Raw genomic sequence first — 22,433 nt, 5'->3', positions numbered from 1 at the left:
CGATGTACCGGCGGGCACTTGCATCCCTTGCGGAAAATGCCGCATGATGAGAAGAAGGTCACCGCTATGGCGGCGAGCGCGAGTCGGACGGTTGCATTACACTTCATAACTTTCATTCTTGGTATGGGCGACGTTACCCAAATCCGCTTCAGCACGGTAAACATTGTGCAGCAGCAGGTAGGCAAATACGCCCATACCTGTTCCCACGGCGTCCGCAAAAAGATCCCATGCCTCCGCAGAACGATAGGTAAAGACCTTCCACTGGAGGTATTCCGTCAACAATGCAAATAAGCAAGAGAAAATGACCACCCTGATGGAGATGCGCCAGGAGGGTCCGATGGTTGCTGCCTGCCTGATGGCCCCGTAATACAGCAACACCGTAAAAACAAAGAAAAAGCCCGTATGTACCAGCTTATCTATTCCCGGAAACTTCGGCACTTCATCTGTGGCTGCCGATGGCAAGCCGCATAACACCAGCACCACGCCTGCCCACAATACCGCCCATATATAATGCTTCATGTTTCTCTTTTTGTCAGCCATCGAGCCATTATAATGCCAAAAAAGAAATGACATCCGCCTCAGCGGCAGATGTCATCCTTAGCACCCAGCAACGCGTTACACACCTACCTGTGCTTCATATTCCGCGGCGGAAAGCAGCCCTTCCACGTCGGCAGTGTTGTCCAGCTTTACTCGTACGAGCCAGCCGTCTCCATAGGGATCTTGGTTGACCAGCTCCGGCGAGCTATCGATCTTATCGTTGACCTCCAATACAGTGGCCGCAACAGGCATAAACAGATCCGACACGGTTTTGACGGCTTCTATAGTGCCAAACACCTCGTCTTGTGCCACGTCATCGCCCACGGTATTGACATCGATGAATACGATATCGCCAAGCTCGCGCTGGGCAAAATCGGTAATCCCGATGACAGCTTCTTCACCCGATACACGGACCCATTCGTGATCTTTCGTGTACTTTAAATCTTTAGGAAAAGTCATTTGAATACGATTTATTAACTAAATTCATGCATGCATTGGCACTGAACCTTACCGTAACGGTGCCACTGCCGGTTAAAACACCTTCCAAACTTAGATAAAATTGCTTTTATACACAATATAAAAGCAATTTTATCCCACTGGTTATAATGGAATAGGATGATGACATGAAACACAAAATACATATCTTTAAGGCATCATGAACGTACATGTCGAGAAACTGTATACCAAAGCCAAGCAGTCCCACCGATTGATCATCGGACTGATGTCGGGCACCTCCTTAGACGGGCTTGATATTGCGCTGTGCCGAATCGCCGGCAGCGGCACCGATACTGCACTTGAGCTCCTCCGGTTTGACACGAAAGCGTATACCGGCGATTTCCGCGACCGGATACGCCAGGTTTTTGCTAAACGTACGATTGATCAGCAAGTGCTCAGCGGCCTCCATGCACTCATCGGGCAGACCCACGGCAAGCTCGTAAACGAAGCTTTGCATGAATGGGGAATACCCGCCAACGATGTTGACCTGTTGGCAAGCCATGGGCAGACCGTATTCCATGCACCGCAGTCGCTCACGGGCACGGTAGACTACCCGAACAGCACCTTGCAACTGGGCGACGGTGATCATCTGGCCGTTGCCACGGGTATCATCACCATCTCCGACTTCAGGCAGAAGCATATCGCTGCAGGCGGTGAGGGTGCACCGTTGGCTGCCTATGGCGACTACCTCTTATTTACCGACCGCCAAGAAACGCGCGTACTGCTCAACATCGGCGGTATCGCCAACTTCACGATTCTTCCCGCCACCAACGGCAATGGCAATCCCTGCTTTGCTACGGATGTGGGCCCGGGCAACACGCTGATGAACCAATACATGCTGGCATATCTGGGTGAAGAGATGGACCGCGATGCCCGCTTAGCGTTAACAGGTGTAGTAAATGAGCAACTGCTGGAAACGTTGCTCCGCCATGACTTTTTTGCGCTTCCTTTTCCTAAAACCACAGGTCCGGAACTATTTAACCTGCGGTACCTCACCGAGGCTCAGCGAGCCAGCGGCACCGAAATCCTCCACGCACGGGACGTCATGGCTACGCTAGTTGCCTTCTCTGCTACAGCCATCGCGGCAGCCATCCGGCATGCGGTGCAAGCGTGTGGCAACCCGCACGTCTATATCAGCGGCGGAGGCTTACACAATCCCTTGCTTGTGGATCGTATAGCCGGTGCCCTTGAGGGGATACCAGTCTCTTCTTTTGATGAATTGGGACTTCTCCCCGATGCCAAAGAGGCAGCCCTTTTTGCACTATTGGCCAACGAAACCGTAGCCGGAACGGCCGCCAGCGCAAGCGCGATACTGGACTCGCCGGCAGTATGCATGGGGAAAATCAGCTTTCCCGAGTAGCTTACTCGTGGCCAAGGGCCTCATGGAGGAATAGTTTGAAATCATACATCCGGCGGTAGGCCTTTAAAACCCGGTCAACGCCATCCGCATCTTTCAGCTCATTATCCGTAAAAGACTCGACCGCCGTGAAACTTTTGAGTTTAAGCCATTCGATATAGGGATGATCTTCACTGAACCCCGCAGGCGGGCGCTTAAGCGTATCCTGCATGTCGAGCTGGCCGTGTTTTTTAAATGCGGGTTCATTTACTATTGCTTGAAGACCGGCGCCGTTGTAGTCTATCTCCTGTCGGATGGCTGCAAGGTGTTCTTTCTCGGGGCGCCAGTATCCCGCTGCGGCGAAGCTGTTGCCCGGTTGGATGTGTATGTAATACTCGGGGCCGTTCAGTTTACGGCCGGCCGTAGAAATCCCTGCACCTAGCCAGGTTTTGTAGGGCGTTTTATCCTTGCTGAAACGGGTGTCGCGGTAAATGCGGAAAACGCACTTCGACACCGGGATATCCGGAGAAATGTAACGGTCCCACTGGGCGAGGCCTTCAATCAGCCCAGCGGTAAAATCTTTCATGTTCTGCCAAGCATGCTCATACGAGGCCCGATGTTCCTGAAACCATTCCCTATCGTTGTTCTTTTTAATGGCCGTAAGGAAGTCAAACGTGTCGGCATGTATATTGGATTGCATAATGCGATGTGTTTTTTATAGTCAGTACACCAATTCAAGAAATACGAGGGCGGCCGGGGCGGCAAACAGCAGGCCGTCGAAACGATCGAGCAAGCCGCCGTGACCCGGTAAAACCGCTCCGGAGTCTTTCACCTGCTGACTGCGTTTGAGCATCGATTCGACGAGATCGCCGAAGGTGCCAAATAGCGAAATGACCAACGCCATCCCTGCCCATTGCCAGCTCACCAATATCGCAAAATAGTGACCTATTACCAAGGCAGTTACCAGCGCCAGCAACACTCCCCCCACAAACCCCTCCCAGGTTTTATTGGGCGATATGCGTTCAAACAGCCTACGTTTGCCCAAAAACTTTCCCGCAAGGTATGCCCCGGTATCGTTTCCCCAAAGAATCAGCATAAAGCCCAGTGGTAAGCGGTAGTCAAATGCTCCCGTAACAAAACCCAGCGAGAAAAAAGCGATAAACGGCAGAACTACATAGACCACTCCCAGTAGCGTATAGGCGATTCCGCCGAAGGGCCGCCCGTGTTTCTGGTAAAGCGGTATAATAAAAACGGCCGCAACAAACGGAGCCAGCACCAAAAGGTAGCGGGCATCGAAACCGAGTAAACGGTAACCAGCGAACAACCCAAACCCCATGATGCCCAGTAACAACCCCATCGGCCGGTTTGGCTGCCCTTTATCATCGCCGATAATCCGATAAAATTCAGCAACGCAGTAGGTACTCAGCAGGATAAAAAAAACGGTAAAGACATAACTCCCCAACAGCATGGAGGCCACCATAACAATGACGAAAAAGAGGGCTGTAATAGCGCGTGTTCTCATTATTGGTTATTGCTCGCTGTCTTCACCCTCCATTTCGGCAATCAGGCCCTTTGCTAATGCCTCCTCCGATTCGTGGACATACAGCTCCACTTGCCCAAATCGGTAAGACGAGTCTTGCTTGTTCATGGCCACTGCCGACACGCCATGCTCCTCAAGCATTTGCTTGGTAATCTCCGCTTGAACGGGGTTGGTCGTACTGAAGAGTTTAACCCAATTTTTTTCCATGGCGTCTTGTGATTTTTTCGGTGGCCGTTTTACGGTATTGATAAAGCAGTACCCCCGTAAGTATGAAACTAATAAAATAAAGATAAGAGGGGATTTCTTCGCCGAAGTTCATGTCGTCGAGCGACCTTCCCTGCCGTTGTAGATAAAACGCCGATATCACCGCGGTGGCGTTGTTTACAAAATGTGCGAGTACCGGCAGCCAAATATTCTTCCCCCACAGCAGCAAATAGCCAAATAACGCCCCGAGCAGCATGCGCGGTAAAAACCCGTAAAACTGCAGGTGTATGGCGCTGAATACCACGGCGGTGACCCAAACCGCAGCATGCGGATTCCGGAACCACCGCATGAGAATGCCCTGCACGCACCCACGGAAGAGAAATTCTTCGCCAATGGCGGCGATGACAGCAATCACAAGGAGGTTGATGAGAAGCCCCCAATATGTTGTATCCGACAGGAATATCCGGGTCAGCTGCTCAAGTTCGGCTTCTTTCGCCTTCATCCAGTTTTCCACCCCCGACAGTGCTTCGGGCAGCACCAATCGCTCATTGAGCTTGATGGCCTGCTCGAAAATAGGAGCCGAGAAAAACATAATGCCGATGATGATAAACCACAATTGCGGATTGACGGGTGCATCGAAGTTGAGGTAACGGTAGCGACGCTTTTCGATAACGCCCATCAGCAATGCCGGGAACACGAACATACCAATGCTGGAACCGGCTTGGACGATTTTCAGGAAGTTGGCGTTGGAACTGTTGCCCATCAGAAGCTCTTGGAGGTTGCCGAGACCTGCCGATCCATTCGTCACCGCCAGCCCGATGAACACCGAGAGCATACCGAATACGATTGCTCCTGCAAAAACAAGGGCCAGCAGCAGGATCAATGATGTAATAGGATGGTTCTCTCCAGGTCGCTGGAGGCCATCCGGGAACGCATTGTGCTCGGTCATTTGGCGCGCAATTAATTTGGGGGTGAAGATACGGATTGCGGCCGACACTCGGAAACAGGGCGCCGAATTAGGCTACCTATTCTCCCACCAACCGGATGCGGATCGTTTCACTGGCATGCTTCATTGTCCAACGTGGAATGCGCAATTCTATCCGCTTCAGCCCCTTAATCTGCCGATCTAAAGCCAGCGGCGCCGGGTCGAGCGAGACAACGGAAAACCGGAGGCCGGGGTGCGATAGGTTTTCAATACGCAGGGATTTACCATCCTTCGTCAACAGCGCTCCATCGGGCTGGATAACCACGTCTGCTGTCGTCATCAGCTGCCAAGTCACTTCTTCCGTTTTTTCGGACGGTGATATTTTATCTTCTATCAACAATGACGTAGTACCGTCTTTCACAAACCTGCGCTGCGCCGAGCCCAACAGATCGCCAAAAGCCGCCGAAAGGTCTATGGTCGCCTCCGGTGCGGCACCGTCTTTGAAATCAGTAACAGCGGCCATACCATCTACCCGATGCATTTGACCGTTTACGGTGAGGGTACTATGGCCGAAGTTATTTTTGGTGAGCAATGTCCAACGTTGGCTATTCTGGCTTTTTCCCCACAACTCGAAACCCGTTTTCTCAAGCGCTTCGTAGCTCTGATTCCCCGGATCAATTACCCAGCGGACGCCATTCAGTTCAAACACGAACGAGCCCCCGTCCATATTGCCGTGATTGACGGTGCCACGGCCGCCCTTTCCGCCGAAATAGTATTGATGGGGATCATCGGCACCACCGGTGAAAAAGACCACTGGGTTGGAACCACCACCTTGCCAAGCGGTCGGCGTACTTCCCGCAGCTTCTTTTTCAAACTGGGCGAGCCATACCAGCCCCGCTCCCCCCAGCCGTGACAGGCGGCCCATGTCATCCACCGGCTGTAGAAATCGATCCTGCTCAAAATAAGCGGCGTTCCCTGTGCGTTTGGCGAACCATGCCAGTACGATGTCGCCATTCTGCCCGCGGCGGTCGCCGCAATCTGCAAAATTGTAATACATTCCCGAGGGTGCCTTGGTGAGCACCCTGAATGTCGCACTTTCCAGAAATCCGGGAAAATCCCCATATCCGAAGTCGGTACCAAAGGCACTTTCGAGCATGGCGATGGTTATCACGGAGAAGCCGGTACCATAATCCCAATAGGTAGACCCCTCTGGATAAACCCCGCTTGGCATGTATTCGTGGAGCGCGTTGGGCAACCCATCGAGTGCCCGGTGCAGCGTTTTTGCCGCTAATTCAGGGTCACGCTCGGCGATCGCAATGGATGCAGCAATCATTCCGCCGTTACAAACCTGGTTCCAGTTATTGTTGCCGTAGGCCCACCATGGGTTTTCACCGTTGGCCGGCCAACTGGGCTTAATGCCTTTTTCGATGAGTGCTTTCTCGGCTTCTTCAATGGTGGTCTTCGGCAGGTCTCCCGCCGTCCAATCAAGCGCGAGGGCAACCGCTAAGGCCATTTCGCCGACATCCAGGTAATGCGAGGGGTTCCAGTCGGAAAACCGGCAAACCGCTAGCACCTCGTCATTGATCCGCTGTAGTACAGCGGGGTCCTTTTCAATACGGTATACCATACCGAGCATATTTACCCGGCGCAGCATTTCCCTGGAAACAGAAAGCAGTCGCCGGCCGATTTTTTTACGCTCCAGCAAGGGTTCGCTTGGAATGGCCGCGGCATCCCGTTGGATCGCTTTATACATATTCTGTATCACCGAATCGGTTTTCAGTTGCTGTCGCAACCGTTTCTCAATGTCCCGGTTAAACACCAGTCGGGGCTGTGCTTTCCGCAGGTTCTTTTTTACATAAGCTACATTGATGGGGTTTTGTAGTTTCGGGCCGTCTCCATTATCTGTCTGTGCATTCACCGTAACGGTTGCGGATGCGAAAGACAACAAGAAAATTAACAGCCGACTAACAGCGCGTTGTGTTTTAGCATTCATGGCTTTTGCTATTTAGTGAGCTAACAAGTGTTTGTATCGAATCAATGCCTCAACATAATAGTAATCGGCGTACGACAGCGGCACATCGATTTCGCTATTGCCCGGGAAATGTCCGGTGGAATGCATTAGGAGGAACCCTCCGTTTGTGCCGATGGCTGCCTTATATGCCGGCGATGAAAGGCTGGTGAGGATATGTTCGGCGGCTTGGAGGTATCGTTTGCTCTCCTTGCCTTTGACCATACCCGATAGTTCAAGCAGGGCCGATGCTGTAATGGCTGCCGCCGATGCATCGCGCGGTGCCTCCGGATCGGAAACGCTGTAATCCCAATAAGGGATTCCATCTTCGGGGAGATTGGGGTGGCCCAGTATAAATGTTGCAATCTTGCGGGCTTGCTTCAGGTAGTCTTTATCTTGGGTATCCCGGTACATCATGGTGTACCCGTAAAGACCCCAAGCTTGCCCACGTGCCCAGGCCGATTCGTGATGGGCGCCTTGATGGGTGTGTTTGTTGCGCACGGCCCCGGTTTCGGGGTCATAGTCGACAACATGATAGGAGCTGTTGTCGGCCCGGAAATGATGTTTCAGCGTGGTATTAGCGTGTGTCTCGGATATGTCTATATATTTGGAATCCCCGGAAATGCGCGAAGCCCAGTTCAGGAACTCGAGGTTCATCATATTGTCGATAATCACTGGGAATTCCCATTTATCGCCATTATGGTCCCAAGAGCGTATACAACCCACCGTAGGGTTAAAGCGGGATGCCAATGATTCCGCTCCCGTGAGAAGGATGTCTTGGTAGTGTGTGTTTCCGGTAAGCCGCAGCGCGTTACCGAAGCTGCAATACAGCATAAAACCAAGGTCGTGTGTCCCTTTATTGTTCTTTTCTTTTTCCAGCAGCTGAAGCCGCTGTTCGGCTTCCGCTAAGAGGTCCGGTTGTCGGCTGTATTCATAAAGATATAACAACGTACCGGGGTAGAAGCCAGAAATCCAGGAGTTGCTTTTCGCGGTAACCAGTGTACCGTCGGTTTTGTTGAGGGAACGGGGCAGTACACCCGCCGGCACCCTTTCGATTAGGGTCCTGTATTGCGCGACCGCATCGTTTATGTTCTTGTCTACAAATGCATCCGTTAAACCCAGTCTGCCCTGTTGGGCATTCAGCGATGCGGTCATAACGATGGCCAACCCGAGGCTGGCCATTTTTTTTATCGTGTTTCCGTATATCATACTTTATTCATTACGTTTTTTGTGGGATTGGCAAGACAATCACCGGTTAAAACTTACAAGGCTTGCGGTGTGAAGACTTCCATCACCACGCCGCGATCGCGCACTACAAACGTGTCGTTCGCTTCGTAGGTATGCGTACCATCCGACACCGTATAGGTTACTTCTATGCCGTGGCGGGTCTTATTTCCCCACGAATAGGCATCTTTTTTAAACTCGCCCGTTCCACTGACCGTAAAGGCGGAGCCTTCAGGCGCCGACACCGTACAAGTGCTGCCTTCGAAATCAAGCATTAGATTCAGCGTACCTTCCATCAACTCAGATTGGAAGGGAACACTTACGGACGTCTGGTACCTTCCTGTGGTAACCAATTTCGCGGTAGCGTTCTGCTCTACGTAATCGGCGCTATACGTGTGCTGTTCAACTGTCGCGCCTGAACCGTCTTTCACGGTGCAATCGCCATAGTGGAAATAGGTTCCATGGAATTCATTGATGTATTTGATGCCAAACATCGTGAAATTCTTGGGGGCCTCATCCCAGTCGCCGGCAAATCGGATGTCCGCATCGGGGCGCGAGGAACGTCCATTGAGTATGGTATCCACATCGTTAGCGCCGGTCAGGCGGATGGGAACAACGTAATTCAGGCCAATCGCATTCGCATCCTCAAAAAATGCATCCGTAAGCTGGACGGTAATACCACCGTTCATTTCGCCTTTGGGGATTGTAATCTGGCTTTCTGAACTGAGTGTATAGTACGCCCTTGGCAAAGCACGTATCGGATCTTCGGTTCCCGCAAAGACCACCTGATCACACAGGGATTCGTCGACCTCAAACTCAAACACGCGATTTTTGTTATTTTCGTACACGCCGCCCATGGCCACCGAGATGACGAAACGATGGGCATTGTCATTGGTATTATCGTAGATATCGTCGCCCAGCACAAGTGTCCGTACCGGAAACTGATAGGGGAAATACCCCGACGTATATTCGAAATCCGGGAATGTAGTATCGCTATTCTTACAGCCAGCGACTGCTATTATGGTACAGATAAATAGAATAAACCGTTTCATTACCATCCGTTGTTTTGTTCAAATCCAAATTTAACCACTTCCCGTTGCGGAATGGGGCCATAGTGCATGTAATCGTTGTCATAGCTCCGTGCTTCGACGGTGAAATAGGAATAACTATCCCCTTCGATACGCACGCCTCTGGCAGGCTCCGTCAGGTCGGCCATCCAGCGACGCAGGTCCCAAAACCGGAACCCTTCGAAACACAGTTCCAGCCGCCGTTCGTTGCGAATCAGTGTGCGCATCCCCTCTTTGTCGGCTATGGAGGCTAAGTACGCGTCGGGCTGTTCTATGCCTGCCCGTTCCCGAATCGCAGCAACCACATTCCGGGCACTGAATCCTGCGGCACTTCCATCGGGGCCCCAAGCCTCATTGGCGGCCTCCGCAAAAGAAAGAAATAATTCCGTATAGCGGATATGTGTATTGAAGTGCTTTTGATTGGAAGGTGAAGCGGGGTCCACGTTCACATCCTCGCGCAACAGCTTTTTCAGGTAATAACCGGTACGTGTAGACGTTTGCTGTTGATCCAATCCATCTTCGCCGTCTGAACTACTGCTGGTATTGATGGTTTTCCCTTTGAATTGGCTGCCATTATAAACGATGTACAGGGAGAGGCGGGGATCTCGGTTTTCATATGGATTTTCCTCATCGTATGCGCCATTGGGGTCTTCGATAGGGAACCCGTTAGCCATCGGGAATGCGTCCACTAGATTCTGCGTCGGGTTAATTCGGCCGCGTCCGTAAAGGGAGGGTGGAAAATTATCGGCCTCGCGCGCGTTGTTGTTATAGATCGGTCGGCGCCAAAGGATTTCCTGCAAGTCTAGTCGGTTACCCGTCGTGACATCTGCATCGTCTACCTGTGCTTTCAGGAAAAAGTGATGGCCATTCGGGTCGAGCCCATCGACGCCACCGATGTCATCCAGTAAGCCGGCGAACGCGTTGGCCGCATTTTCCCAGGCAGCAACATCGTTATCCGGATTGAAGGCAGGGCTGGCCGCCAACAAGGCGAGACGTGCCCGCATGGCCAACACATGCCGACCGCTCATCCGTTGCAAGGCGAAGTCGCCGAACACCTCGTTGTACACGTCTACGTCTATGCCGTCAAAGCCCGGAGGCACGGCACCTACGTTCCCGTAATCCGTTGGCAGAAACGTCAGCGCTTTTTCAAAGTCTGCATTGGCGCTATTCACAAAGGCTTCAAATTCTGCTCTCGGCGTCGCAAATTGTTCTTGCGACGTGAGGAACTCGTCATAAACGGGGGTACCCAGTAGCTGCCCTCCGGCGGGCCCGCCATGGTTCCGTAGGAGGAAATATTTAAATAGCCCACGTAAGGCGTACGACTCGCCCTTGAACTTGCGGATATAAAGCGCAGCAATATCAGGATTCGTCCATTTCCAGGGAACGCTGTCTACAACACCCAGAAACTGATTGATATAAAGAATTGCCCGGTTACAATCATCCCACAAGTTTTGCGGATTATAGCTGGCCGACCATTCACCGGTGGCCATCCGGAGATAACTATTGAACCGATCGTTGGTAACAGCATCATCGGTGGCTACATCATCAAACCGGTAGTCATTCGTGGGTATCAGCGTGTAGGCCGTTACCAGCAGGCCCTCTGCAAAAGCAGGATCTTCGTATACCCTATTGAGGGTGTTGTGGTTGTCATTTTCGGGTTCCAAGAGGTTACACGATTGCAGGAACAGGACTGCTATCATGACCCGAGACAAAAAGATATATAATTTACGTTCCATTTTTTTGTCCTTTTAAAATTGTGCCTTTACTCCGATCGAGAAAGTACGGTAATACGGTTCGTTGCCGGTCCGCGTTTCCCGGATCTTGCGGTTTTTGGCAAATTGATAGACGTCGTTAGCATCCACGAATAAGTTCAGTCCTTCCATGAGCAGTCTTCTTGTGAACACTTCCGGAAAACGATACGTGAACTGTACCTTACGTATCTGGAAAAAGTCATTGCTATACAGCCAGAAGCTCGATCGGCGGAAATTGTTATTATTGGTCTGCGTGCTCAACCGCGGGTATGTTGCCGTTGCCGCGCTCTCCGGGGTCCAGCTACCTATTACCGCCTCCGAATACTTGTTGTTTCCGTCAATCCAGAAATAATTTCCTTCGCGGAAATTCTTCGCGCCCCATTGCCCTGAGCCCAGGATGTAGAGCCCGACATTTTTATAACCGACCTGCAATTGCAGTCCGCCGGAGAGTGGTGCTTGCCACCGGCGCAGGTAAACCTCGTCGTTCACATCCACAATACCATCGTTATTTTGGTCTTTGTATTTGATGTCGCCCGGATGAGGGGTTCCGAAAGATTGCGCCGGACTGTTATCGATGTCTGCCTGGTCCTGGAAGAAGCCAGTAGCTTCAAGGCCGAAAGTTGCATCCACGGGATGGCCGGCGCGGTATTGATAAGCATCGTCGTAAACTTCATCAACCACCAAGCGTTCCGACGTTACATAGAGCGCGTTTATCCCAGCGTAGAGGTTCCAGTCGCCAAATGACCGCTGCAGATTGATACCCAACTCAGCTCCCTTGTACTCATCTTCACCAAAATTCTCGTACGGTATAAAATTCGTGTAAAAACTTGGGTACCGTGTTGATGGCCTGACGATTAAATCGGTATACCGATCGTAGAATAAGTTGGCCTCAACGCCTAAAAGATTGGCAAAAAACCGGCCTTCTAACCCTAGGTTGACTTCTTTACGCCGGGCGAAGCCAAGATTGGCGTTACTGGGCCAGCTGGATATGACGCCACTCCGGCTACGTGTCCCCTCATACCAATTATAGCTTCCCGAAGTCGTATAGCGGCTGTCGTAGTAATAGAAATCGCCAACAGGAATATCAGAATTGATGTAACCGCCGGTCAACCTTACTTTTAGCCAGTCTACCCAATCTACTGAGGCCATGAAATCTTCTTTGCTTACCACCCAGCCCAGACCGAGCGTTGGTGACAGTCCAAGCCGGTTACCCTCAGGCAATTTTACGGAATTGGTATAAGCGCCGCTGAAATCTACGAGGTATTTTTCCTTAAAGCTATAGGTAGTCTGCAAACCAAGATGCGCTTGTTTCACCCCCTGAAAGCTTGTCCGAAGATTGCCCGGCTCTTTAAAACTGCTACCGAAGCCGATTAAGTTAGCGGATACACGATGATCCTGATTAAACAGCCGATCGTACGCCAGCATACCGTAAAAACCGAAACGCCGTTTGAACGTACGGGTACCGATATTCAGTGAACCCGGCCGGGCATCAGTACCATGTTGGCGCAACGACACGATTCGATCTTCGTCTTCGGCCCACACCGGTTCATACACCGAAAACTCGTTATTGACAGCTTGGTTATACAATAGGTAGTAATCAAAGCTAATATTGGTGTGGAGGGAGAGCCCTTCTGTGATGCCATCCAAATCGAAATTAATCCGGTTATTGAAAAGGAATTTACGATCTACACGTTCGTTTCGCCCACCCGAGTAGCCGTATCCGACAGGGGTATTCAAGAAGTTCGACGTACCCCCCAACAGGTAAAGTCCGTCGATGTCATTTTTACGGCCTAGTAGCAGCTGATCATCGGGGTTAATCAGATCAATAGGAAGAAGCGGTGCATATTCATGCGGACGCTCGTTTGCGGCACTGCTCCAGAAGTTGCCCCGTTGCCCGCGGTCGCTGGCAAAATACGCCGCTGCGTCTACTTGAGTAGACACCCACTCCGTGACTTTGAGGTCCACGTTGCCCCGCACGTTGAACGTATTGTACCGTGCCTTGCTCCAGTCGCCGAAATCGACTAGGCTCCCCACCGAATTCCAACCCATGTTGGCATAGTAATGCGCGTCTTCATTTCCTCCCGAAAATTCACCTAAGAAATCGAAATAGGGTTTGGTACCGTTCAGGTAGTCGGCAGAATAATAATCATTATCCGGATACCGGTAACGGTTGCCGTTACGGAAATTATTGATGGTTGCCGCGTCGAATTGTTCCTCCAAACCATCATTTAGCCGTGCCTGATTGTAATAGGTCATGTAATCAGCGGCGTTTAGGTATTGGGGGAGCTCTAGCGGCGTTGACATCCCGTAGTTGATGGCAAAATTGGCATGTTGCCTGCCGTCTGCCTTGCCGCGTTTCGTGGTCATCAGCACCACGCCATTGATAGCGGCACTTCCGTACAGTACTGCCGCGTTGACGTCTTTCAACACGGAAATGCTTTCGATTTCCGAAAGGCGTATGTTTTCCACATCCCGTGGCAACCCATCGACGATGAAGAGTGCGTTGCCCGACTGGGTTCCGGTTCCGGTTAGGTCAGAAATATTGATATTAACACCAAGCCCACGGATATTGGTCGAGCCGAGCATCCCCAGCGTTCGCCCGTTAAGTACGTTGTTGGTCCAGATCGTGTTGTCTTTCTTGTTGACATCAACGGCATCCACAACGGTCACAGCACCTACCACCTGCCCGGGTTTTGCCCGCCGGAAGGCGATATGGATGTCATTTTGGGTTGCGGTTGTATCGTTTTCCTGTGCAATGGCCGGCGACCCGATAACCACAAGTGCCATCCAGGTGATTGCCCGCCTCCATCGAATATTGTATTTTTGGTTCATCAATCTTCAAATTTAGATTTACTACATCAGTCCGCTTACCATCCGGGGTTTTGCGGAAAACCTTCATATTGCGTGGTAAAACGCACCTGTATCGGTAACCAATTATGCTTCTTCTCCGCAGTCCGCCTTACCACCACCCGCTCCCGGATATTGATCGGCTTGCCGTCGCTCCCGCGTGCAAAATCAATCGCTGTTTTATCGAGGTACCTGGGGTCGTCATTGCGGTTCCACCGGCGGAGGTCACAGAAACGTGCGCCTTCAAAGTTCAATTCTACTGCCCGCTCACGCACAATCTCTTCAAAGAACGCATCGTTTGTTGCCGTGTATTTACCGGCAATGTTCGGAATCTGGGCACGGTTCCGCACCACATTCATGGCCGCCTCTGCTGTCATGCTGTAGTTGCTTGCCGATGCTTGTGGTGTTCCGCCCGGGCTGAAAAGCACAGCCTCTGCATACATGAGGTAGATGTCCGCTAGCCGGAGGTACGGCACATAGGCTTGGAGCCCCCCCGCTCGCGACATCGTCAGTTCGCTGCCCATAGGCGAAAAGCGCTTGGCATAGTACCCGGTTACACTGGGGGGGTTGATTTGGGAACGATGCCGACCGCCAGTATAAAGTTCGGCGAACCGATCGGGGCCCGACTCATTGATAATTTGGTCGCCATCTTTCAAGATATCTTTATAAAACCGGGGTTCGCGCCCTGTCCAAGGGTCATTCGGATCATATCCCGAGTCGGGATCTCCGATGGGCAGGCCATTGGCCATGGCGTAATTCTCGGTGTTGTTGTGCGTAGGGACATCGGCATTACTACCGCTGTTGAGGCCCAGCGAAGACGGCACGGTGGCGCCGAGCGTCGACCAGCGTACGCGGCCCCGGTCGTATATAATCGGAACCATGATGCACTCGTCGCCGCCCGGGCGTTCGTTATTCCAGCGCCAGAAATTATCGGTCCACGAATCCCAGCTCTGCATTTTGTAAATGCCGGTTTCATCGGCCAACTGCAACAGCTCGCCGAATGCCTCGGCGGCCTGCTTAGCCAACTCGGCGTTGAAACTGTCGTTCCCCGTCGCTTCTTCATTGATCATTGGGCTGGCGGCATAAAGCAGCGCCTTGCCGAGGTAACCGAGTGCATGGAACTTGTTGATGCGGTCGCGGTTGTGCCCCAACGTTCGCTGGCCTGGGCCCGATTGATCCCAGTGGGTAGGTAATATATTGGCGGCTTCGCGGAAATCCGCCGCCATCAGGAGGGCACACTCCTGGAAATTGAGCCGCCTGAATTCTTCCGTGGTCAGTTCCTCTGACGCGCCCAGCGCCCGGTTAACGTAGGGCATACCACCCCAATACCGCGCCAATTCGAAATAGAACCACCCCCTGAAGAACAGTGCTTGTCCGCGCAGGTGATCCCGTTCTTCCTGAGAGCCTTGGAAAAGCCCTTCCTGGTCTAGCTTAGCGAGCGCCAAATTGGCTTTCCTGATCCCGTACCACGCATATTCCCATATCCGCTTGGTACGTGAATTGTTGTCGCGAGTATTTACGGATTGTCCATAGAAATAGCCATGGTTCCCCCAGTAGTTCCCGTTATCGAAAGCATAGGGGCTGTTGTTCAAGGTTTCATCGGCGAACAGGTACTGATTCCACGCTCCTCCCTTATTAGGGTCCATAATGCAATTATACAACTCCTCTACAAACCCCTGGAAGCTGATAAAATTCCCGAAGACATCTTTTTCGGAAAGATCGGCTTCCGGGGCTTTATCCAAATAATTCTCGCACGAGGTAACCATCAAGGCGATGAGTACCCAAAACCCCCGTAGGAAGCGTGCGCTGTTTCGTATTGCTGCTGTTTTCATTCGAAATTAATTTTTCTTTAACCGCGTTTCCAATCTGTTTTCATCACCACGTCTTTAGGTGTTGATCGGACAGATGTCATCGCTTCAAAGCATTAAAAGGAAACATCTATGCCCGCATTGAACCTCCGCATGGTAGGATACGATCCTTGCGTGTCGTTTCCTCCACTGTATGACCCTTCCCGGTCGTCCGGCAGGTCCGACCAGAAAAACAAGTTCGTTCCATTCACGAACAACCGGAGGTTGTCCAAGCCCATCCGCTTGAGCCATTCGCTATTGCCGAAGGAATAGCCGACCTCTACGTTCTGGAGACGCAGAAACGAAGCGTCATAGACGTAGTAGTCACCAACGTTCTCCGCCTGTGTCTTCCAGCGGGGCAGGAATGAACTTGCGTTGGGGTTATTCTTAGACCAGTAGTCGGCTACGTGCCCAAACACGATATCGGTATCGTAGTTGAAGTTGTTGAATCCGATGTAGCGTGTTGCGTTCGTTACGCCGTAGAGCCGCGCCATGAAATTGAACCCTTTATAATCTAACCCGATGGTAAATGCCGCGGTATTCTGCGGAGTACCAGAATAGCCTACCGGCGCGGCGTCTTCACTGGACTTGATGATTCCGTCGGCGTTAAAATCCAGCAGATTGTAATACCCAGGCAGTTTCTGCATATCATTGGTTTCGGTGGGCACGCTGGCGTACACCTCATCCCAGTTATTATAAAAACCGGCGTTTATCAACGTCTTTCGTTGGTCTATAGGGTATCCTGCAGACTTAATGTGGTCGTATTGTAATGGGGGGTCGTCGCGAAATATCACTTCATTTTCATTGTGCGTAATCGCGATCTTAGCCCAAAGGGTTGTCGAGGGGGTGAACCGTTTGTTAACGCCCACTTCCAGCTCATACCCTTTGGATTTCACGTGACCTAAATTGGCGGCTGGCGGTGTAGCTCCAAAGAACGGTGGGATATTGCGGCTCCCACCGGCAATAAGGATGTTGGTACGGTTTTCATTGAACACATCGGCAACAATCGTGACCACGTTGTTGAATAGATTCAGGTCCAAGCCGAGGTTCTGCTTCGTCGCCGTTTCCCAATGCACATCGGGATTACCGATAGACGACTCCCGATAGAAGGTATACGGGCTTGTTCCGTTGGAGGCGTTGTTGAGCCTTGCGGCGCCACCAAAGGCGTACTGCGACGAATAGAGCCAGCGCCCGCCGCCACTATCGTCCCCTACCACACCGATGCTATAGCGGAATTTGAGCGCATCTACCCAATCGACGTTGAAAAACGGCTCATTGGATAGGTACCAACCCAAACCGAGCGAAGGAAAGAAATCAAACCGATAGCCCGGTCCGAATTTCTCAGAACCATTATAGGCGCCGTTGGCTTCAAAGAGGTAACGCGTCTTGTAATCATACGTTGCCCGGAACACCCAATCTTCCCGATAGGTTTTAAACGCACTGCCCCTGGCCGATTCTTCCCGCTGGAACAACCCCATGGCCGTGATGTGATGGTCGGCAAAATCCCGGGCATATTGCACCTGAGCGCGGTAACTCATGCGGCGCGTAATCGGGATGTAACCGATCCAGTTGGAATTTGCAATTTCTTCCTGCCGAATGGTCCACGGGCGGATAATCCAATCGTACTCCTCATCGCTGATGGGCAGGTACATTGTATATTCGCTGGGGTCTTGGTTGGGGCCTTCATAAAGCATCGGATAGATCTGTTTGTAAGGCACGTTGGTCGATGCTTCGCCGGGTCTAACGTGATTGGTTGCATCCCAAATCCCGCCTTCGGATCGCACGTTGTTATCATAGAAAAACGACCCGACCGCCTTTAACCCCTCGGTAATGAACCCAAGGTCCTGCTCTAAGTGAAAATCCGAGTTCAGTTCGGTATATCGGGCCTGCCGGATACCGATGTTATAAGCTACCGCCAATGGATTGACCGTGTTGTTTCCGCCCTCTTGGTAGGCCCCCCAGCGACCGTCCGAATACATCGGAAGGAAGAGGTTGGGGGCAAGGCCGTAAACGGAGCGCCACATCCATGAGTCGGCACGACTTGTACTGCCCTCGTTGTTGAAATTGGTGTTCTTTTGGCCGTAGAAACCCGCTAGGTTAATCTTCATTTTGGTCCGCTCGGTGAATGCAACATCAATGTTGCTGCGGAAATTGAACCGATCAAAGTTGTAATTTGGCTCGTATCCTTTGCCATTATCCATGTTTTGGAACATGTCTCCTTCGTGCAGGTAGGCCAATGATCCAAAATACTGGACCATCTTACTTCCCCCGCGGGCATTCAATGCGGCCTTATGCGAAAAGCCAACATCCTTGAACATCGCCTTTTGCCAATCCACATTGGGATAAATCTCAGCATATTCAGCAGTTTGTGGCAGCTGGTAACGTTGGACAATCTCATAGGGAACATAGCTGTTCCACGACGGCTCATTGAGTACGCCTTCCCGCTCGATGATTTCATTCTTAGCCATCATCGCCGCGTAGGAGTCCAGCTTTTCAGGCAACTTGGATACGGCCATCCCCATGGCTGTATAATTGAAGTTAAGCTGGGTCTTCCCTTCCATCCCCCTTTTGGTGGTAATCAGGATAACCCCGTTGGCACCCTTCACGCCGAATACCGCTGTTGCAGAGGCATCTTTCAATACTGAAATGCTGGCCACTTCGTTGACGTCGATGTTGTTCATCGACCGCTCAACGCCATCCACCAAGATGAGGGGCTGACCGCCGTTCCACGTATTCTTGCCCCGGATAAAGATGCTGGTTGCGCTTTCTCCGGTAGTGACCCCTCCTGGCTCGCCCGAGGAGGTGAGGGTAGACACACCCGGTAGTTGGCCGGTGAGTGCCTGTGCGAGGTCGGGCTGGTTTCCCTGCCGTTTCAATTCTTTATCGGTAGCCTGTACAATAGACCCGATGACACTTTCTTTTTTCTGCTGTCCGTAACCTACAACAACCACTTCGCCGAGCATTTCCTGGTCTTCTTCCAGCGTCATCTCGATAAAGTCGTTGTTGCCCACAGTTACCTGTGCTCGTTTGTAGCCTACGGATGTCAAAGTCAATACATTGCCCACGCTGACCCCGTCCAGCGTAAAGGCCCCGTTGTCGTCTGTGGTGGTGGTGTTATCGCTATTGCCTACCGCAACGGTCACGCCGGCTAAGGGTGCGCCATTTGAATCTTTAACGATACCCTTGATTACCTTCTGGATTTCGCCCGCCATCACTCCTGCTGTCATGCAGGTGAATACCAGCAATAGCACAGACGGCAACAGGCACTTTTTAAGCAAACCACAACAGTAATACATTTTTTCGTAATCGGTTTTTCTCATAATTTGATTTTTTAAAACACAACATGTGATGCATGCCAAGCGATATCACTTGGTTGGTGTCAAGGCGGAAAAAAGGCAAACGTTTCCATTATCTATTGTATTAGATATGTTACCAGAACAAAAAATTGGTGCAAAATTCGCAGGATATCAGCCGTTATCCCGCTCGTAGCGTCTGTTTTTTTTAGAAATTATGTGTGATCCAATTAGGTGGCTCGTTTGTCATATAGCCGCTAATTTCTTTTATCATAATTTATTTCGTTTCATTAGTTATCACAAATATATAAAACTTGCCTTCGTTGCGCAATCGTTTACGCATTATTTTTTTACGAAAACGTTGTAGTTGCATTGAAATGCGCCCTGTTACCGATCGTTGGGCGGATGGATAATGGATAAATAATGTATCTTTGAAAAAAACGAAGGCATCGCTATGAAAGCCTTACCGATTATAATCCCCTTATTAGCTGCTGGCACCTTTGGAGGGCAGGGGGCGCATGCACAAGAAGAGTTTATCCCATCACTATCGCAAACGCTCACTACCATACCCTTTTCATTGGCAGCCGAAAGTGTTGTCCTCATTAAGGGTGTACTGGTAGGCAATCCGGATACGCTTAATTTTATCCTCGACACGGGCAGTAGTGGCATTTCATTGGATTCGACCACTGCCAGCGCCTTACATCTGGTACCCCAGCAGTCGGACATCAACATCCGTGGTATCGCGGGAATACGGAAAGCCAAATTCCTATACGCCAAGCAGCTCCAGTTGAATGACCTCATCGTAGACAGCCTCAACTTCCATATCAACGATTATGAATTTCTGTCGTATGTTTATGGTGTACGCGTTGACGGTGTAATCGGGTATTCGCTGTTGAGCCGATACATCCTGAAAATCGACTATGACGACCAGGAAATAACCATTTGTTCACAAGGCACAATCAAATATCCCCGTGGGGGCCACCTGCTGCGGCCATTCATCCGCACCCTCCCCGTGCACAGCGCCCAACTAAAAGATCATCGTAAAATCCGCTCCAGATTCCTCCTCGATATCGGGGCCGGACTATCGTTGGTCTTATCAAAGGATTTCGAAACGGATAGCTCAGCGATACGCAAGAAACGCAAACGCTTCCCTATAGAAGCGCATGGCGTGGGCGGGAAACTAGCTATGGAGATGACACTGGTAAAGGACTTCCGGTTGGGGCCTTACCGTTTCCGCAACGTGCCCACCATGGTGTTTGAAGATGAGTTCAACGTGACATCCTATCCCTATCTTGGCGGCATCATCGGCAACCAGATCTTAAAACGCTTCAACCTCATCGTCAACTACCAGCGTCGCGAAATCCACGTCAAGCCGAACACGTTGTACCGCGAGCCGTTCGAATACTCCTACTCGGGCATGGAGCTATACTACATCGATGGCAACATTACGGTGGGCTCCATTGTTCAAGGCTCTCCGGCCGCCGTTGCCGGGTTGAAGGAGGGCGATATCGTTATCGCGATCGACAACAATGCCAATCAAGATTTCACCCAATATAAAAAGGCACTGATGTCGGCCAAAAAGCGTGTGCGCCTCATCATCCGGCGCGGTGAAGAGCTGGTAGACGTACAGGTTAAGCTGATGAGTCTCCTGTAAACCGCTGCGGGCGCATGTGCCGATTATTCCTACCTTAGCATCTGAAAAGGTGAGAAGTGAAGAAATTAACGATTAGTAAACAGGAAAAGGAAACGTTAGACGAAGCGATCACCCACTGGCGAGCAGCCGGGTTAATTGACGACGCGTCAGCCGAGCGGTTGAGCAAATCGTATGAGGTGAAGGGATTCGACTGGAAGAGGCTGGCCCAGTATGCCTTTTGGGTGGCACTTTCGTGCGTCATATTGGCTTTCCTTTCGTTATTTGCCGACCAGTTGGTGCTCCGTTGGATCGAGCGGCTGTACGACACGCCGGATGTGGTTATTTGTATCTTTTGTTTGGTTTTGGCTGCTATATGCTATGCGTGGGGATTCCGGAACAAGCGTAAGCATCCGGACAAGACATTTAGTAACGAAGCGCTGATGGCCGTTGGCGTATTTGCCACCGCTGCCTTCATCGGTTATCTCGGCAAAATCGTCGACAAAGGATCCGGCCATTTTTCACTGCTCTTTCTCGCCTCGGTAGTGGTTTATGGAGTGCTCTCGGTGAAGCTATCTTCAAGGCTAATCTGGGTTTTCACCTTGATTGCTTTTGGCATCTGGTTTGCCACCGAAACGGCCTACCATAGCAACTGGGGATTTCGCTTTTGGGGTATGAACTATCCCTTGCGTTTTACGCTGTTCGGCACGATACTCACCGCATTTGCCCTGTTCTGGCAGCACCGGATAAAGGCCATCAGCCCCTTCCGGCAACTCACATATATTGTAGGGCTGACCTACCTGATGACCGCCTTATGGTTATTGTCTATTTTCGGCAATTACAGTGATCTGGATCTCTGGTCGCAAGTGCGGCAATGGCACATCTTCTACTGGGGTTTATTATCGTCGGCTGTATCGTTGGGCCTTGCTTGGTATGGATTGAAAAATCACGATAATGTAGCCCGCGAATTCGGGATTGTCTTTCTGATTATCAACATCTATACCCGCTTTTTTGAATACCTGTGGGATAATGTCAACCGGGCTATATTCTTCCTATTGCTGGCTTTGTCTTTTTGGTACATCGGCCGCTGGGCCGAGCGGATATGGCGCAGGGAGATAAAATAAGGGTGCGCGGATTCGGCATCCCCTTTACCGAATCGATCTATTGCTTGACAAACTGAACGCTTGCCTGGATTTTTACGTCGTCGCTCACCACCACGGCACCGGCTTCGGTGACTGCGCTCCAGGTGAGGCCAAACTCCTTACGACTGATCTTGCCCGATACTTCGAATCCCGCTTTGAAATTACCATACGGGTCGGTCACGGTACCACCAAACTCCACATCGAACTTCACAGACTTCGTGATACCGCCAATGGTGAGGTCGCCCCGCAACACAAACTCATCGCTGCCCTTTTCCTCAATGGAAGTTGATGTGAACTTCATCTGCGGATGGCTAGCCGCGTCAAAGAAATCGGCCGATTTGAGGTGCTCGTCCCGTTGTGACTGGTTGGTGTCGATACTCGTAGTGTCGATCGTGAAATCAATTTTACCAGTGGTGAAGTCGTCTTCATTTTCCGTAACGACGGTCCCGTCAAACGAGCGGAAATAACCGGTAACGGTAGTGATAACCAAGTGTTTCACTTTGAATGCTACCTCTGAGTGGGTAGGATCTAATTTCCATGTTGTTGCCATAATCTTTTTTTTAATTGTTTGACGCAAAGGTACGACC

The 22,433-nt window shown here is 51.2% G+C and carries 17 protein-coding genes; 3 read left to right on the top strand and 14 right to left on the bottom strand.

Translation table 11 applies throughout. The features are described 5' to 3' along the window. Window positions 1–96: 96 nt before the first annotated feature. Window positions 97–519 carry a VanZ family protein gene (locus U9S71_RS10030; RefSeq protein WP_326327187.1) on the bottom strand — a complete coding sequence of 141 codons (423 nt, stop codon included), beginning with the start codon at window positions 517–519 and terminating at the stop codon, window positions 97–99. A gap of 96 nt (window positions 520–615) precedes the next feature. Continuing rightward, window positions 616–996, bottom strand: a complete 381-nt coding sequence (gcvH, locus tag U9S71_RS10025; protein WP_326327185.1) for a glycine cleavage system protein GcvH — start codon at window positions 994–996, stop codon at window positions 616–618. 196 nt (window positions 997–1,192) lie between these two features. On the opposite strand from gcvH, the gene U9S71_RS10020 reads away from it, so the two are divergent. Next, window positions 1,193–2,392: an anhydro-N-acetylmuramic acid kinase gene (locus U9S71_RS10020; RefSeq protein ID WP_326327183.1), complete on the top strand. Its 1,200-nt coding sequence runs from the start codon at window positions 1,193–1,195 to the stop codon at window positions 2,390–2,392. A 1-nt stretch (window position 2,393) separates the two neighbouring features. On the opposite strand, the gene U9S71_RS10015 is transcribed toward U9S71_RS10020, so the two are convergent. From U9S71_RS10015 to U9S71_RS09965, 11 genes are all read right to left on the bottom strand, one after another. After that, on the bottom strand, window positions 2,394–3,068 hold the full coding sequence (locus U9S71_RS10015) for a DUF2461 domain-containing protein (protein WP_326327182.1): 675 nt from the start codon (window positions 3,066–3,068) through the stop codon (window positions 2,394–2,396). Between the two features lie 21 nt (window positions 3,069–3,089). Further along, complete coding sequence (locus U9S71_RS10010; RefSeq protein ID WP_326327181.1) at window positions 3,090–3,890, bottom strand: phosphatidate cytidylyltransferase; 801 nt, start codon at window positions 3,888–3,890, stop codon at window positions 3,090–3,092. A 6-nt stretch (window positions 3,891–3,896) separates the two neighbouring features. After that, entirely contained in the window at window positions 3,897–4,115 is a 219-nt protein-coding gene (locus U9S71_RS10005; RefSeq protein ID WP_326327180.1) for a putative signal transducing protein, read from the bottom strand. Further along, on the bottom strand, window positions 4,096–5,061 hold the full coding sequence (locus U9S71_RS10000) for a CPBP family intramembrane glutamic endopeptidase (protein WP_326327179.1): 966 nt from the start codon (window positions 5,059–5,061) through the stop codon (window positions 4,096–4,098). Before U9S71_RS10000 ends, U9S71_RS10005 begins: the two co-directional genes overlap by 20 nt. A gap of 76 nt (window positions 5,062–5,137) precedes the next feature. Further along, the gene (locus U9S71_RS09995) at window positions 5,138–7,030 is read right to left on the bottom strand and encodes a heparinase II/III domain-containing protein (RefSeq protein ID WP_326327177.1); all 1,893 of its coding nucleotides are present in this window, start codon (window positions 7,028–7,030) and stop codon (window positions 5,138–5,140) included. 12 nt (window positions 7,031–7,042) lie between these two features. Continuing rightward, the gene (locus tag U9S71_RS09990; RefSeq protein WP_326327175.1) at window positions 7,043–8,254 is read right to left on the bottom strand and encodes a glycoside hydrolase family 88 protein; all 1,212 of its coding nucleotides are present in this window, start codon (window positions 8,252–8,254) and stop codon (window positions 7,043–7,045) included. 53 nt (window positions 8,255–8,307) lie between these two features. Then, window positions 8,308–9,321, bottom strand: a complete 1,014-nt coding sequence (locus tag U9S71_RS09985) for a DUF5627 domain-containing protein (protein ID WP_326327173.1) — start codon at window positions 9,319–9,321, stop codon at window positions 8,308–8,310. After that, window positions 9,321–11,072: a RagB/SusD family nutrient uptake outer membrane protein gene (locus U9S71_RS09980; RefSeq protein ID WP_326327172.1), complete on the bottom strand. Its 1,752-nt coding sequence runs from the start codon at window positions 11,070–11,072 to the stop codon at window positions 9,321–9,323. The genes U9S71_RS09985 and U9S71_RS09980 overlap by 1 nt, the downstream gene beginning before the upstream one ends. Before the next feature lie 12 nt (window positions 11,073–11,084). Continuing rightward, on the bottom strand, window positions 11,085–13,919 hold the full coding sequence (locus tag U9S71_RS09975; protein ID WP_326327171.1) for a SusC/RagA family TonB-linked outer membrane protein: 2,835 nt from the start codon (window positions 13,917–13,919) through the stop codon (window positions 11,085–11,087). A gap of 35 nt (window positions 13,920–13,954) precedes the next feature. Next, window positions 13,955–15,766 (bottom strand): RagB/SusD family nutrient uptake outer membrane protein, encoded by a 1,812-nt coding sequence (locus U9S71_RS09970; protein ID WP_326327169.1) that lies wholly within the window; start codon window positions 15,764–15,766, stop codon window positions 13,955–13,957. A 92-nt stretch (window positions 15,767–15,858) separates the two neighbouring features. After that, window positions 15,859–19,101, bottom strand: a complete 3,243-nt coding sequence (locus tag U9S71_RS09965; protein ID WP_326327167.1) for a SusC/RagA family TonB-linked outer membrane protein — start codon at window positions 19,099–19,101, stop codon at window positions 15,859–15,861. A gap of 427 nt (window positions 19,102–19,528) precedes the next feature. On the opposite strand from U9S71_RS09965, the gene U9S71_RS09960 reads away from it, so the two are divergent. Together U9S71_RS09960 and U9S71_RS09955 are read left to right on the top strand one after the other, a co-directional pair. Next, a complete protein-coding gene (locus U9S71_RS09960) occupies window positions 19,529–20,728 on the top strand; it encodes an aspartyl protease family protein (RefSeq protein ID WP_326327165.1) in 1,200 nt (399 codons plus the stop codon). Between the two features lie 56 nt (window positions 20,729–20,784). Next, entirely contained in the window at window positions 20,785–21,828 is a 1,044-nt protein-coding gene (locus tag U9S71_RS09955; RefSeq protein WP_326327164.1) for a DUF2157 domain-containing protein, read from the top strand. 37 nt (window positions 21,829–21,865) lie between these two features. Here U9S71_RS09955 and U9S71_RS09950 read toward each other — a convergent pair whose 3' ends face one another. Continuing rightward, window positions 21,866–22,396 carry a YceI family protein gene (locus tag U9S71_RS09950; RefSeq protein ID WP_326327162.1) on the bottom strand — a complete coding sequence of 177 codons (531 nt, stop codon included), beginning with the start codon at window positions 22,394–22,396 and terminating at the stop codon, window positions 21,866–21,868. Window positions 22,397–22,433 lie beyond the last annotated feature (37 nt).

This window comes from Parapedobacter flavus, assembly GCF_035818675.1.
Taxonomy (GTDB): Bacteria; Bacteroidota; Bacteroidia; order Sphingobacteriales; family Sphingobacteriaceae; genus Parapedobacter; species Parapedobacter flavus.
This window is presented reverse-complemented; position numbering and strand designations above follow the sequence as displayed.

Coding starts and splice junctions, on each gene's coding strand:
- U9S71_RS09975 (WP_326327171.1), bottom strand. CDS start 13,919: ATGAACCAAAAATACAATATTCGATGGAGGCGGGCAATCACCTGGATG.
- U9S71_RS10010 (WP_326327181.1), bottom strand. CDS start 3,890: ATGAGAACACGCGCTATTACAGCCCTCTTTTTCGTCATTGTTATGGTG.
- U9S71_RS10030 (WP_326327187.1), bottom strand. CDS start 519: ATGAAGCATTATATATGGGCGGTATTGTGGGCAGGCGTGGTGCTGGTG.
- U9S71_RS09965 (WP_326327167.1), bottom strand. CDS start 19,101: ATGAGAAAAACCGATTACGAAAAAATGTATTACTGTTGTGGTTTGCTT.
- U9S71_RS10005 (WP_326327180.1), bottom strand. CDS start 4,115: ATGGAAAAAAATTGGGTTAAACTCTTCAGTACGACCAACCCCGTTCAA.
- U9S71_RS09990 (WP_326327175.1), bottom strand. CDS start 8,254: ATGATATACGGAAACACGATAAAAAAAATGGCCAGCCTCGGGTTGGCC.
- gcvH (WP_326327185.1), bottom strand. CDS start 996: ATGACTTTTCCTAAAGATTTAAAGTACACGAAAGATCACGAATGGGTC.
- U9S71_RS10000 (WP_326327179.1), bottom strand. CDS start 5,061: ATGACCGAGCACAATGCGTTCCCGGATGGCCTCCAGCGACCTGGAGAG.
- U9S71_RS09960 (WP_326327165.1), top strand. CDS start 19,529: ATGAAAGCCTTACCGATTATAATCCCCTTATTAGCTGCTGGCACCTTT.
- U9S71_RS09970 (WP_326327169.1), bottom strand. CDS start 15,766: ATGAAAACAGCAGCAATACGAAACAGCGCACGCTTCCTACGGGGGTTT.
- U9S71_RS10015 (WP_326327182.1), bottom strand. CDS start 3,068: ATGCAATCCAATATACATGCCGACACGTTTGACTTCCTTACGGCCATT.
- U9S71_RS09950 (WP_326327162.1), bottom strand. CDS start 22,396: ATGGCAACAACATGGAAATTAGATCCTACCCACTCAGAGGTAGCATTC.
- U9S71_RS09985 (WP_326327173.1), bottom strand. CDS start 9,321: ATGAAACGGTTTATTCTATTTATCTGTACCATAATAGCAGTCGCTGGC.
- U9S71_RS10020 (WP_326327183.1), top strand. CDS start 1,193: ATGAACGTACATGTCGAGAAACTGTATACCAAAGCCAAGCAGTCCCAC.
- U9S71_RS09995 (WP_326327177.1), bottom strand. CDS start 7,030: ATGAATGCTAAAACACAACGCGCTGTTAGTCGGCTGTTAATTTTCTTG.
- U9S71_RS09980 (WP_326327172.1), bottom strand. CDS start 11,072: ATGGAACGTAAATTATATATCTTTTTGTCTCGGGTCATGATAGCAGTC.